Source organism: Streptomyces sp. enrichment culture, assembly GCF_964273255.1.
Classification (GTDB): domain Bacteria; phylum Actinomycetota; class Actinomycetes; order Streptomycetales; family Streptomycetaceae; genus Streptomyces.
Genome location: NZ_OZ186835.1, coordinates 6,044,462 through 6,056,759 on the forward strand (window position 1 = coordinate 6,044,462; position 12,298 = coordinate 6,056,759).

Annotated in this window: 12 protein-coding genes and 1 riboswitch; of the genes, 9 read left to right on the forward strand and 3 right to left on the reverse strand. The window is 73.2% G+C overall.

What is annotated here, in order from left to right; all coding sequences use genetic code 11:
- Positions 1-134 precede the first annotated feature (134 nt).
- Positions 135-596: an acyl-CoA thioesterase gene (locus ACSU53_RS26385; RefSeq protein ID WP_437031642.1), complete on the forward strand. Its 462-nt coding sequence runs from the start codon at positions 135-137 to the stop codon at positions 594-596.
- Here the strand turns inward: ACSU53_RS26385 and ACSU53_RS26390 are convergent.
- On the reverse strand, positions 556-1,788 hold the full coding sequence (locus tag ACSU53_RS26390) for an MFS transporter (RefSeq protein WP_437031644.1): 1,233 nt from the start codon (positions 1,786-1,788) through the stop codon (positions 556-558). The two genes, ACSU53_RS26385 and ACSU53_RS26390, sit on opposite strands and share 41 nt — an antisense overlap.
- Positions 1,789-1,926: 138 nt before the next feature.
- On the opposite strand from ACSU53_RS26390, the gene ACSU53_RS26395 reads away from it, so the two are divergent.
- On the forward strand, positions 1,927-3,141 hold the full coding sequence (locus tag ACSU53_RS26395) for an ROK family transcriptional regulator (RefSeq protein ID WP_437031646.1): 1,215 nt from the start codon (positions 1,927-1,929) through the stop codon (positions 3,139-3,141).
- A gap of 364 nt (positions 3,142-3,505) precedes the next feature.
- Here the strand turns inward: ACSU53_RS26395 and ACSU53_RS26400 are convergent, their stop codons facing one another.
- Complete coding sequence (locus tag ACSU53_RS26400) at positions 3,506-4,270, reverse strand: SDR family oxidoreductase (protein WP_437031648.1); 765 nt, start codon at positions 4,268-4,270, stop codon at positions 3,506-3,508.
- Between the two features lie 278 nt (positions 4,271-4,548).
- On the reverse strand, positions 4,549-6,879 hold the full coding sequence (locus ACSU53_RS26405; protein ID WP_437031650.1) for a chitinase C-terminal domain-containing protein: 2,331 nt from the start codon (positions 6,877-6,879) through the stop codon (positions 4,549-4,551).
- Between the two features lie 270 nt (positions 6,880-7,149).
- Positions 7,150-7,280, forward strand: a riboswitch (FMN riboswitch).
- A 145-nt stretch (positions 7,281-7,425) separates the two neighbouring features.
- On the opposite strand from ACSU53_RS26405, the gene ACSU53_RS26410 reads away from it, so the two are divergent.
- The 7 genes from ACSU53_RS26410 to ACSU53_RS26440 are packed head-to-tail and all read left to right on the forward strand — an operon-like array spanning position 7,426 to position 12,258.
- Positions 7,426-8,040 (forward strand): riboflavin synthase, encoded by a 615-nt coding sequence (locus ACSU53_RS26410; RefSeq protein WP_437031652.1) that lies wholly within the window; start codon positions 7,426-7,428, stop codon positions 8,038-8,040.
- Positions 8,037-8,681: a nicotinamide mononucleotide transporter family protein gene (locus ACSU53_RS26415; protein WP_437031654.1), complete on the forward strand. Its 645-nt coding sequence runs from the start codon at positions 8,037-8,039 to the stop codon at positions 8,679-8,681. Before ACSU53_RS26410 ends, ACSU53_RS26415 begins: the two co-directional genes overlap by 4 nt.
- Positions 8,678-10,042 (forward strand): bifunctional 3,4-dihydroxy-2-butanone-4-phosphate synthase/GTP cyclohydrolase II, encoded by a 1,365-nt coding sequence (locus ACSU53_RS26420; protein ID WP_437031656.1) that lies wholly within the window; start codon positions 8,678-8,680, stop codon positions 10,040-10,042. The genes ACSU53_RS26415 and ACSU53_RS26420 overlap by 4 nt, the downstream gene beginning before the upstream one ends.
- Positions 10,043-10,062: 20 nt before the next feature.
- Positions 10,063-10,548, forward strand: a complete 486-nt coding sequence (ribH, locus tag ACSU53_RS26425; RefSeq protein ID WP_164346024.1) for a 6,7-dimethyl-8-ribityllumazine synthase — start codon at positions 10,063-10,065, stop codon at positions 10,546-10,548.
- Between the two features lie 34 nt (positions 10,549-10,582).
- Positions 10,583-10,855 (forward strand): phosphoribosyl-ATP diphosphatase, encoded by a 273-nt coding sequence (locus tag ACSU53_RS26430; RefSeq protein ID WP_004990764.1) that lies wholly within the window; start codon positions 10,583-10,585, stop codon positions 10,853-10,855.
- A gap of 49 nt (positions 10,856-10,904) precedes the next feature.
- Positions 10,905-11,768, forward strand: a complete 864-nt coding sequence (gene hisG / locus ACSU53_RS26435; protein ID WP_437031658.1) for an ATP phosphoribosyltransferase — start codon at positions 10,905-10,907, stop codon at positions 11,766-11,768.
- Positions 11,769-11,787: 19 nt separating this feature from the next.
- Positions 11,788-12,258, forward strand: a complete 471-nt coding sequence (locus ACSU53_RS26440; RefSeq protein WP_437031660.1) for a PH domain-containing protein — start codon at positions 11,788-11,790, stop codon at positions 12,256-12,258.
- Positions 12,259-12,298: the final 40 nt, after the last annotated feature.

The window sequence follows — 12,298 nt, forward strand, 5'->3', positions numbered from 1 at the left end:
TGTCGGGGCTGAAAAGGAGTGCTCAGGACGGCGCGGCGGGGTTCCCTCACCCTGGCTGAGCATCTGCTTAGGATGGGCTCGTGCCGCACGTCGCTGTATGCGGCATTGATCCCGCACGCCCCAGGAGCACCACTGTGACCGTCGAAGCCCCGCCCGCCCCCACCGCCGTCCCCTACGGGCTGCTGATGCCCGCCACCGTCCACTTCGACGACCTCGACGCGCTGGGCCTGATGCACAACTCCCGCTACCCGCTGCTGGTCGAGCGGGCCTGGTCGGCCTACTGGGAGCGGCACGGCATCCGCTTCGCCGGGGACTGGACGGCGGCCGGCGACGCCTGCAACGCGGTCAAGGAGCTGCGCATCACCTACGAGGCGCCGGTGGCCCGGGCCGGCACCTACGCCGTCCACCTGTGGCTGGAGCGGCTGGGCCGGACCGGGCTCACGTACGGCTTCCGGGTCTGCTCGCCGGACGGCACGGTCACCTACGCGCGGGGCAGCCGCGTGCTGGTCCGGCTGGACGCGGCGACGCTGCGCCCGACGCCCTGGACCGGGGACTTCAGGGCCGCGGCCCGGGAGCTGCTGCCGCCGGACGCGTGACCTTCGTACGGTCGCCCGCCCGCAGCACGCCGGCGAGCCCCGCGACACCGCACGACAGGACCGTGACCACCGCGAACGACACCATCAGACTGGTCGCCTGGGCCACCAGGCCGATCGCGCTCGGGGCGACCAGGCCCGAGGTGTAGGTGATGGTCGCGACGCCCGCGATGGCCAGGCTCGGGTTGCTGCCGCTGCGGCCCGCGGCGGCGAAGCACAGCGGGACCACGACGGCGATGCCCAGACCGGTCAGCGCGAAGCCCGCCATGGCCGTCGCGGGGCCGTCCGCCAGGACGATCATCAGGCCGCCGAGGACCGCGAGGGCTCCGCTCGCCCGGACCGTGCGCACCGCGCCGAAGCGGTCCACCACCCGGTCCCCGGCGATCCGCGCGATCGCCATGGTGAGCGTGAACCCCGTGGTGCAGGCGGCGGCCAGGCCCGCCGAGGCGTCCATCCGGTCGCGCAGGTAGACCGCCGACCAGTCCAGGCTCGCCCCCTCCGCGAACACCGCGCAGAAGCCGATCGCGCCGATCAGCAGCGCGGAACGGGGCGGCAGCGCGAACCGCGGGGGCGGGTCCTCGTCCTCGGCCGGCTGCAGGTCGAGCACCCAGCGGCAGGCGGCGACGCCCAGCGCCGTCAGGACGGCGGCGGCCAGCAGGTGGTGCAGCCGTGCGTCCGCGCCGAGGTGGGCGGCGAGCGCGCCGGCCGCCGAGCCGGTGAGAGCGCCGGCGCTCCACATCCCGTGCAGCCCCGACATGATCGAGCGGTCCAGCCGGTTCTCCACCTCCACGCCGAGGGCGTTCATCGCCACGTCGGACATGCCGGCCGTGGCGCCGTAGGCGAACAGCGCCAGGCAGAGCGTGAGCATGCCCGGGGCGAGGGAGGGCAGCACCAGCGAGGCGGTCCACAGGGCGAGCAGCCCGCGCAGCGCGGCACGGGCGCCGAAGCGGTGGCTGACGCGCCCGGCGAGGGGCATCGCGAGCGACGCGCCGAGGGCGGGGAAGGCCAGCGCCAGTCCCAACTGCCCGGCGCTCACCCCGGCGTGGTCCTGGATCCACGGCACGCGGGTGGCGAACGAGCCCGTGACCGCCCCGTGCACCGCGAACACCGCGGCCACGGCGTACCGGGCCCTCCTCAGCTCCTGCCCCCTGTGCCGTCCGTGCCGCTCCCGCTGTCCGTGCACCCCTGGACCCATGTCGTGCCCCCTCCGGCCGTCCTGCGCCGTCTGCGCCGGGGTAAATTATCAGGAACCCTGCCTGATGGATAAGTGGGTTTCCGGAGCGGCTGCCCGCCCGTGGTCGGACCGCCCCCGCCGATCTGGGAGGATCCCGGCATGGCCGCATCCCCGAGCACCGCTCGCGCCATCAACGACCGGCTCGCCCTGCGCCTGCTCCAACGCGAGGGCCCGCTGACCGCGGGCCGGCTGAAGGAACTCACCGGGCTGTCCCGCCCGACCGTCGCCGACCTCGTCGAGCGCCTCACCGCCGCCGGACTGATCACGGTCGCCGGGGAGGCCGGCGAACAGCGGCGCGGACCGAAGGCCAAGCTCTACGGCATCGTCGCCGACCGGGCGCACCTGGCCGCCCTCGACGTGCGCACCGAGGGCGTCGCCGTGGTCGTCTCCGACCTCGTCGGCCGGGTCCTGGCCCGGTCCGCCGCCCCGATCACCGGCGACACCGCGACCGGACCGGCCGTGGAGCAGGCGGTCACGCTGGTCGAGCGGACCGTGAAGGAGGCCGGCGCCGACCGGCTGCACACCGTCGGCATCGGCGCCCCCGGCCTCATCGACCCGGCGACGGGCGAACTGCGGGACAGCACCGGCCTGCCCGCATGGCACCGCCGGCTGGTGGCCGCGCTCCAGGAGCGCCACCCCGGGACCCGGGTCAGCGTCGGCAACGAGACCAACCTCGCCGCACTGGCCGAACAGCGCGAGGGCGCCGCCCGGGACCGGGACACCTTCGTCCTGCTGTGGCTCGGGCACGGCACCGGCGCCGCCGTGGTCCTCGACGGCGTACTGCGCCGGGGCGCCTCCGGCGGCACCGGTGAGATCGGCTTCCTGCCGGTCCCGGGCACCGACGGCCTCCCCTCGGCGACCGACTGCGCGGGCGGCTTCCACTCCCTGGCCGGGGCACCGGCGGTCGCGGCCCTCGCCGCGGAGCACGGCGTGGCCGCGGATCCGGGAGCCGAACCCGTCGCCGCCGGAGCCGTACGGGCGGCCGTGCGGGCCCTGGAGGACGCCGGAAACCCCGCCCGGGCCGCCGCGTCGGGGGCCCACCACTTCCTGGACGCCCTGGCCGGCCGTGTCGTGGTGGGCGTGGCGTCCGCGGTGGCGGTGCTGGACCCCGGCTGCGTGGTCCTGGGCGGCGAGATCGGGCAGGCGGGCGGCGAGCCGCTGGCCGCCCGGGTGCGGGACCGCCTGGCCCGGATGTCACCGCTGCCGACGGAGGTGCGCCCCGGCACGCTGGGCGGCCGGGCCGTGCTGCAGGGGGCCCTGCTCACCGCGCGCGACCAGGCCCAGGACGAACTCTTCGGCGCGCAGCGGGGATAGGGACGGGCAGCGGGGGAGCGAGGCCGGGCCCGCCGGGGCCCGCTGGACGGTTCCGACGCCGCCCCGGCAGCAGATCTGCGGACGTCGGTGGCGGCGGATTCGGGCGTGGTCCGCGGACGGCGGACCGCGGACGTCGACGGCGGCCGATCCGGGCGCGGTCCGCGGACCGCGGACCGGGGACCGCGGACGTCACCGGCGGCCTCGGGCGGCTCCGGTGCTGCGGTGGCTCCGCCGGTCCCGACGTGCGCGCTCCGGGGCGGCGGCGCGCACCCGGAGCCGCGGTCCGCCGAGCAGCCCGCTCCGCGCGGGGGCCGAGAGTCCGCCGCTCACCCGTGCGCCCGCGCGGGGGGTGAGGGCCCGCCCCTCAGCCGTGCGCCCGCGCGGCCGCTGCCTCCCGCCGCCGGGCCAGGAACTCCTCGAAGGTGCGCGTGCCCACCGCGTGGTCCGGCGCCAGGTGCCCGCCCGCGCGGAACGCCCGGTAGGCGGCTCCCCTGAGCGGCACCTTCACCACCGCGCGGCGGCGGCCCGTGGCCTGCAGGTAGGAGCGCAGGAGCGAGTCCATCGTCCGGATCTCCGGCCCGCCCATGTCGGCCACCCGCCCCGCCGGTGCCTCCCGGGCCAGCTCGCACAGCCGGTCCGCGACCTCGGTGACCTCGACCGGCTGGTCCTTCACCCGGGCCGGCAGCGGCACGACCGGCAGCCGCGACATCCCCTGGAACACCGTCAGCAGCAGGTCGTGGAACTGGGTGGCCCGCAGCACCGTCCAGCCGATACCGGAGTCCTCGACGAGCCGTTCCACCGCCAGCTTGGACCGGTAGTAGCCGAACGGCACCCGGTCCACGCCCACGATCGAGATGTAGACGAGGTGCCCCACGCCGGCCCGCCGGGCCGCCGTGATCAGGTTCCGGGCGGCCTGCTCGTCCCCGCCGCGCGGGGAGGTGGCGCAGTGGACGACCGTGTCCACGCCCGTGACAGCCGCGTCCAGGGCACCGCCGCCCTGGCGCAGGTCGACGGAGTAGGGCACGGCGCGCCGGCTGAGCACCCGCACGTCGTGCCCCTGCGCGCGCAGCCGCTCGGTCACGGGCCGGCCGAGCGCGCCGGTCCCTCCGGTCACCAACGTCGTGGTCATGTGCAATCCCTTCGGAGACCGGGGGCACCGGGCGGGCACCCCTCACCGGGGAGGACGAGCGGGCGCCATCGATGGTGACGGCGCACGGTGCACCACGTCCAGCTTGTCCGAAGGGCTGCTGCGCCGCACGCGCGGCCGGCCGGGGCACGGCCGCCGCGCGGCACCATGGGGTGCGCCGCGCGGCGGGGTGCGGCGGCGCCGAGCGGCGGGCGCGCCGTGGTGAGGCCCGGCGGCGGGCAAGGGCCGTCGTCACCGCCGCCGGGCCGGTCCGGTGGGCGTCAGCAGGCTCCCTGGTCCCGCCAGGCGCCCCATTCGCCGGTGCTGCCGGGCTCCTCGCCCTGCGTCCACCACTGGGACTTCCAGACGTGTCCCTCGTGCGAGACCACACTGCCCCCGCCGTACGCGGTCGAGGCGTTCCACGCCGGGTCCGTGCAGTCGCCGGGCTCACCGGGCGGTGTGGTGGGCGGGTCGGTGGGGGTGCCGCCGCCCGGTTCCACGACGGTGGTGCCGCGCGCCAGGTCACCCGCCAGGGCGTAGGTCTTCCCGCCGAACGTCACCGTCCAGTTCGACGGCGTGGACACCGGCAGGTAGTAGACGAAGTCCAGTTCCACCGAGGTCCCGGGAGCCAGCGACTGCCAGGCCGGCAGCTTCAGCGACACCCGGTGGTGGTCGCCCTTCAGGCCGCCCACGTTGTCCCCGGTGTGGTCCGAGCGGATCACCGTGGTGCCCCAGCCGGACTGGTCCTTGGCGTTGCCGGGCGCGGAGGTGGCGTAGTCGAACTGGAACTCCGTGCCGCCGGGCAGGGCCGTGGAGGTGTTGTTGGTGATCTTCAGCTTGGGGCTGATCGGGTAGTTGGAGTCGCCGAGCGGGAACTGGCCGAACTCGACGTCGACGTCCAGGGCCTGCGACGGCATGTCGGTGGTGGCCCGGGTCGCCCCGTAGGGGGCGGCGGACCGGAACTTCTCGTACATCGCGGTGGTCAGCGTCGAGCCCGGCTCGTACTGGCCGGTGGCCGCGTTCCAGTCGTAGTCGCCGGCCAGCTCCCACACCATCGTGCCGCCGATGCCGCGGTCGACGACGTAGTCGGCCTTGGCCTTCACCGACTGCTCGTCCTCGGTGGACAGGAAGACCTTCTTCTCCGCGTTCCACAGCCAGGGCGCGACCAGGGTGGAGTCGTACTTGCGGGTGTAGGTGCCGGTCAGCTGCGTGTCGGCGGGGAAGCCGTAGTCGGTGAGGTAGTCCCCGACGACGCCCTTCTCCAGGTTCTTGGCGTGCCACATCGGGTTGGAGCCGGCGGGTGACTCCTCGCCGTTGTCGTCCAGGTCGTGCCAGAGGTTGTCGATGCCGGTGGCGCCGTCGCCGCACTTGGTGAGCCCGGATCCGGCGGGGCAGTCCGTCGAGGGGGCCTTGCCCCACAGGCCGTCGGTGCCGCCGGTGACGTTCTTGAAGCCGCGGGTGTAGTACGGCAGGCCGATGTTGATGCGGCCGGCCGGCATCGAGCCCCGGAAGTAGTGGTAGGCCCAGTCGGTGTTGAGGTAGCCGATCCCGCCGTACTGGGACGTCGTGTAGACGCCCGACGCGGCCAGTTCGGCGTCCTTGCCGTCGTCGAAGAGCGAGGCGTTGGGGCCGACGTACTCGTTCCAGGCGCCGTGCAGGTCGTAGGACATGATGTTGACGTAGTCCAGGTACTTCTGGACCTGGAAGGTCTCCATGCCGCGCAGCAGGTAGCCGGAGGAGGGGGCCGCCACCGTCAGCAGGTAGTGCCTGCCGTCCTCCTCGCCCGCGCGGTCCAGCTTCTCGCGCAGGGTCTTCATCAGCTCCGCGTATCCCTTGACCAGGCCGGCCCGGCGGGCGTTGGCGAAGGACCAGTCGAGCGGGTTGCCCGCGTCCTTCATGGTGGTCGGGTACTCGTAGTCGATGTCGAGGCCGTTGAAGCCGTACGTGCGCAGGAAGTCGACCGCCGAGTCGGCGAAGGTGTCGATGCCGGCGTGGTTGACCGAACCGTCGGCGTTGGTGGCCATGGAGTAGAAGCCGCCGGAGTCCACCCGGTCGCCGTCGGCGTCGAAGTAGCCGCCGGTCTCGGCCCAACCGCCCACCGAGATCAGCGTTTTGACATCGGGGTGCTGCTTCTTGAACTTCGTCAGCAGGTTGAAGTGGCCCTTGTAGGGCAGCGCCGGGTCCATCTCCGCGCCGGACACTCCCGGCCAGGTCATCCCGGTCGCCGGGTTGGTGGCGCCGTCCGGGCCGACGGAGAGCTTGTTGCCCTTGTCGACGTGGGCGAACGCGTAGTTGATGTGGGTGATCTTCTCCCACGGGATGTCGGAGGCCAGGTAGGCGGGCTTCCCGTCCTTGCCGGTGCGCCAGCCGGTGAAGTAGCCGATCACCCGGCGCTGGTGGTCGGCGCCCATCTTCTCGCGCCCGTCCGCGTCGTAGACCGAGCAGTAGGGGACCTCGACCCCCGGTGTCCGGTACAGCCCGTCGGGGCGACAGGACTCCTGGTCGGCGGCGTGGGAGACGGTGGCGGGAAGGGCGGTGAGCAGCAGCCCCGCGACGGCGGCGGCGGAGGCGAGCAGGGCAGGTCTCGCCCCGGTGCGTGAGGGGGACGGCACAGTCGGTTCCTCTCCACTGAAGGTGGCGCAGAATCTAAGAGGACTAGACCACAGCGTCAATAGGTATGGACCAATTCGACGGAGCGTCAGGGCGCACGCCCCGGGGCGGAGTTCACCTTCCCGCGGGCTCCGCGACGGGTGCGGTCCGCAGGTCACGGCGAGGGTCCCGTCCCGTCCGGTGCGCCGGGACCCCTCGGCCTGTGAGCCACTCCACAGCGGCCGCCTGTCTGGACCGTGGACGGTCATGGCAGACTGGCCCTGTACCAGTAGCAGCGCACTCCGGGGTCGGTGAAAGTCCGAACCGGCGGTTACAGTCCGCGACCCGGTCGCCTCCAGCGACCGGTTGACCAGGTGAAATTCCTGGACCGACGGTTAAAGTCCGGATGGGAGGCAGTGCGCGGCGGGCGGGCATCCATGCGCGCCGCCGTACCGGTCCGTCCTCGCGGCGGGCTCCGTCCGGCGTCGCCCCCGGTGTCCTCGCCCGTACGATCTGTCGTCATCGACAGCCCCGGAGTCCGTGCCCGAAGAGGCAGGAGGACCCGGGAAGTGTTCACCGGAATCGTCGAAGAGCTGGGCGAGGTCACCGCCGTCGAGACCCTCGACGACGCCTGTCGCTTCCGGCTGCGCGGCCCCGTCGTCACCCAGGACGCGAAGCACGGGGACTCCATCGCCGTCAACGGCGTCTGCCTCACCGTGGTCGAGCACGAGGGCGACGAGTTCACCGCCGACGTGATGGCCGAGACCCTGAACCGCTCCAGCCTCGGCGCCCTCGGCGTCGGCTCCCGCGTCAACCTCGAACGCCCCATGGCCCTCGGCGCCCGCCTCGGCGGCCACATCGTCCAGGGCCACGTCGACGGCACCGGCGAGATCCTCGACCGCAAGCCCTCCGAGCACTGGGAACTGGTCCGGATCTCGCTGCCCGCCGGCCTCTCCCGCTACGTCGTCGAGAAGGGCTCCATCACCGTCGACGGCATCAGCCTCACCGTCGTCGACGCCGGACCCGACTTCTTCACCGTCAGCCTCATCCCCACCACCCTCGACCTGACCACGCTCGGCCTCAAGCAGCCCGGCGACCCGGTCAACCTCGAGGTGGACGTCATCGCCAAGTACGTCGAGCGCATGATCGGCGACCGGGCCCTCGGCGGGGAGGACGCGCGGTGAACTGGCTCAACGCGGAGGCGTTCACCGTCCTCGGCCAGCACATCAAGTGGTCCGACATGATCGGCAACGTGATCGGCCTGCTGGCCCTCGCCCTCGGCTGGCGGCGCTCCCTGTGGACCTGGCCCGCCCAGTTCCTCTCCGGCCTGATCCTCTTCGCCGCCTTCGCCACCGCCCACCTCTCCGGCAGCGCCGGCAAGCAGATCGTCGTCATGCTCGTCGCCGCCTGGGGGTTCGCGCAGTGGAACCGCGGCCGGCAGCAGGCCCAGGACGGCTCCATCGCCGTCCGCTTCGCCACCGGCCGTGAACGCCTCCTCCTGGCGGGCGCCGCGGCCGCCGGCACCCTGGCCGTCGGCGGACTGTTCACGCTCTACCCGTCCCTGTCCTGGGACCCCTGGCCCGACGCCTACATCTTCGTCGGCACCATCGTCGCCATGTACGCGCAGGCCCGCGGCATGGTCGAGTTCTGGTTCGCCTGGCTGCTGGTCGACCTCGTCGGCGTCCCGCTGAACTTCGCCAACGGCTTCGCCTTCTCCGGTTTCGTCTACGTCATCTACGGCGCACTGGTCCTGTGGGGCCTGCGCGACTGGTGGCTGCGCTCCCGCGAGGACGTGCGGCCCGCCCTGGAAGGAGCGCCGGCATGAGCGCCAGTCCGTCCCCCGTCACCGCCCTCGGCGAGGCCGCCCCGCCGCAGCGGACCCCGACGGCCGCCCGCCCCGCCGTGCCGCCGGTCCCGCACGGCCTCGACGACGCAGAGGACCTCGCCCTCGACCCGGTCGAGCAGGCCGTCGCCGACATCGCGGCCGGCCGCCCGGTCGTCGTCGTCGACGACGAGGACCGCGAGAACGAGGGCGACCTCGTCATCGCCGCCGAGATGGCCACCCCCGAGATCGTCGCCTTCATGATGAGCGAGTGCCGCGGCCTGATCTGCGCCCCCATGGAGGGCGACGAACTGGACCGCCTGCGGCTGCCGCAGATGGTCGACGACAACACCGAGTCGATGAAGACCGCCTTCACCGTCTCCGTCGACGCCTCCGCCGCCCACGGCGTCACCACCGGCATCTCCGCCGCCGACCGCGCCACCACCCTCCGCCTCCTGGCGGGCGGCACCGCCGAACCCTCCGACCTGGTCCGCCCCGGACACGTCTTCCCCCTGCGCGCCCGCCCCGGCGGCGTCCTGGTGCGCAACGGCCACACCGAGGCCGCCGTCGACCTCGCCCGCCTCGCCGGACTGCGTCCGGCCGGCGCCATCGTCGAGATCGCCGGCGAGGACGGCAGCATGCTGCGGCTGCCCGAACTCGTCCCGTTCGCCCGCAAGCACGGCCTGACGATCATCTCCATCGAGGACCTCATCGCCTACCGCCGCAGCAGTGAGCCCACCGTGCGCCGGGAGGCCGAGGTCCGCCTGCCCACCGCGCACGGCACCTTCACCGCGCACGGCTACCGCTCCACCGTCGACGGCGTCGAGCACGTCGCCCTGGTCCACGGCGACGTCGGCGACGGCGAGGACGTCCTCGTGCGCGTCCACTCCGAATGCCTCACCGGCGACGTCTTCGGCTCCCAGCGCTGCGACTGCGGCCCCCAGCTGGACGCCTCCCTGGCCCGCATCCGGGCCGAGGGCCGCGGCGTGGTGGTCTACCTGCGCGGACACGAGGGGCGCGGCATCGGCCTGATGTCCAAGCTGCGCGCCTACGAACTCCAGGAGCGCGGCCGGGACACCCTCGACGCCAACCTCGAACTCGGCCTGCCCGCCGACGCCCGCGACTACGGCGCCGGCGCGCAGATCCTCGCCGACCTCGGCGTGCGCGGGGTGCGGCTGATGACCAACAACCCCGACAAGGCCGACGCGCTCGTCCGCCACGGCATCGCCGTCACCGCCCGCGAGCCGATGCCCGTCACCGCGAGCGAGCACAACCTCCGCTACCTGCGCACCAAGCGGGACCGGATGGGCCACGACCTGCCCTGGCTGGACGCACCGACGGTGCCGGCCTGCGGCAACCAGTAAGCGACGAACCGAGGAGAGACGTGAGCGGCAAGGGTGCACCGGAACTGTCCGTACGCGACGTGGGCGACCTGCGGGTCGCCGTCATCGCCGCGCAGTGGCACGAGAAGGTGATGGACGGACTGGTCGACGGCGCCCTGCGCGCCCTGCACGACCTCGGCATCGACGAGCCGACCCTGCTCCGGGTCCCCGGCAGCTGGGAACTCCCGGTCGTCGCCAAGGTCCTCGCCGGACGCGGCTACGACGCGGTCGTCGCCCTCGGCGTCGTCATCCGGGGCGGCACCCCCCACTTCGACTACGTGTGCCAGGGCGTCACCCAGGGCCTCACCCAGGTCTCGGTCGACACCGGTGTGCCCGTCGGTTTCGGCGTCCTCACCTGCGACACCGAGGAGCAGGCCCTGGACCGTGCCGGACTGCCCGGTTCCAGCGAGGACAAGGGGCACGAGGCCGTCACCGCCGCCGTGGCGACCGCCGCCTGCCTGCGTTCAGTATCCGAACCCTGGCGGTGAGCAGGGCCCGTCAGCGCGTAGGGTAAGGACCACCATGTCCAAGAAGACGTTCGAGGAGCTCTTCACCGAGCTCCAGCACAAGGCCGCCCACGGCGACCCCGCCACCTCCCGCACGGCCGAACTGGTGGACAAGGGCGTCCATGCCATCGGCAAGAAGGTCGTCGAAGAGGCCGCCGAGGTCTGGATGGCCGCCGAGTACGAGGGCAAGGAAGCGGCCGCCGAGGAGATCTCCCAGCTGCTGTACCACGTCCAGGTGATGATGGTCGCCCGCGGCATCTCCCTCGACGACGTCTACGCCCACCTCTGACCGTTCCGCACGCCCCCACCACCCCGACACCGCGAAGGAAGCCGACCTCATGCTGCGCATCGCCCTCCCCAACAAGGGTTCACTGTCCGGCCCTGCGGCGGAGATGCTGCATGAGGCCGGCTACCAGCAGCGCCGGGAGTCCAAGGAACTGCGGGTCGTCGACCCGACCAACGAGGTCGAGTTCTTCTACCTCCGCCCGCGCGACATCGCCATCTACGTCTCCTCCGGCCGCCTCGACATCGGCATCACCGGACGGGACCTGCTCGTCGACTCCGGGGCCCGCGCCGAGGAGATCCTGCCGCTGGGCTTCGCCCGCTCCACGTTCCGCTTCGCCACCCGCCCCGGCACGGCGAACGGCGTCACCGACCTGACCGGCATGACCATCGCCACCTCCTACGAGGGCATCGTCGCCCGGCACCTGGAGGAGAAGGGCATCGACGCCTCCGTCGTCCACCTCGACGGCGCAGTGGAGACCGCCATCGAACTCGGCGTCGCCGAGGTCATCGCCGACGTCGTCGAGACCGGCACCTCGCTGCGCAACGCGGGCCTGCAGGTCATCGGCGAGCCCATCATGACGTCCGAGGCGGTCGTCATCCGCCGTTCCGGAGCGGCGGACGAGCCGGACGACACCGTCGAGCCCAAGGTGCAGCAGTTCCTGCGGCGCCTCCAGGGCGTCCTGGTGGCCCGCACCTACGTGATGATGGACTACGACTGCCGGGTCGAACAGCTGGAGAAGGCCGTCGCCCTGACCCCGGGACTGGAGTCCCCGACGGTGTCGCCGCTGCACAACGAGGGCTGGGTCGCCGTCCGCGCCATGGTCCCCTCCAAGGAGGCCCAGCGCATCATGGACGACCTCTACGACATCGGGGCGCGGGCCATCCTCACCACCGCCATCCACGCCTGCCGCCTCTGACCGGGCCGGGAGCGAGACCATGTCGGATGCCACCCCGTCCGGGCTGCCCGCCCTGCCCGTCACCTTCCGCCCGAGCCGCACCCGCGCGGTGCTGCTCACGATGGGCGTCGCGATCTTCCTCGTCGTCAGCCTGATCGGCGTCCTCCTCACCCGGCTGGGTCCGGGCGAACGCCTCAGCTTCGTGTTCACCGGCGCCCTGCTGGGCGGAGTCCTCTACCTCCTGGCCCGCCCCCGGGTCGAGTGCGACGAGACGGGCGTCACCGTCGTCAACATCGTCACCAGCCGCCGCCTGGAGTGGCCGGAGATCATCCAGGTGCACCTCCGGCCCGGCGACCCCTGGGTCTTCCTCGACCTCAGCGACGGCACCAGCATGCCCGCGCTCGGCATCCAGCCGGGCATCGCCAAGCAGCACGCCATCGCCGACGCCCGCGCCCTGCGCGCCCTGGCCGCGGCCCGCTCCACGGCCGGCCCCGACACGCCCCGCGGCTGACCCGGGCCGGCCACCGCACCCACGCCGGCGCGGGCCCCTC

Bases quoted from the DNA above. Each gene is read 5' to 3' on its own strand.
- ACSU53_RS26390 (WP_437031644.1), bottom strand. From the start codon at position 1,788: ATGGGTCCAGGGGTGCACGGACAGCGGGAGCGGCACGGACGGCACAGG.
- ACSU53_RS26395 (WP_437031646.1), top strand. From the start codon at position 1,927: ATGGCCGCATCCCCGAGCACCGCTCGCGCCATCAACGACCGGCTCGCC.
- ACSU53_RS26400 (WP_437031648.1), bottom strand. From the start codon at position 4,270: ATGACCACGACGTTGGTGACCGGAGGGACCGGCGCGCTCGGCCGGCCC.
- ACSU53_RS26420 (WP_437031656.1), top strand. From the start codon at position 8,678: ATGAGCGCCAGTCCGTCCCCCGTCACCGCCCTCGGCGAGGCCGCCCCG.
- ACSU53_RS26430 (WP_004990764.1), top strand. From the start codon at position 10,583: ATGTCCAAGAAGACGTTCGAGGAGCTCTTCACCGAGCTCCAGCACAAG.
- hisG (WP_437031658.1), top strand. From the start codon at position 10,905: ATGCTGCGCATCGCCCTCCCCAACAAGGGTTCACTGTCCGGCCCTGCG.
- ACSU53_RS26440 (WP_437031660.1), top strand. From the start codon at position 11,788: ATGTCGGATGCCACCCCGTCCGGGCTGCCCGCCCTGCCCGTCACCTTC.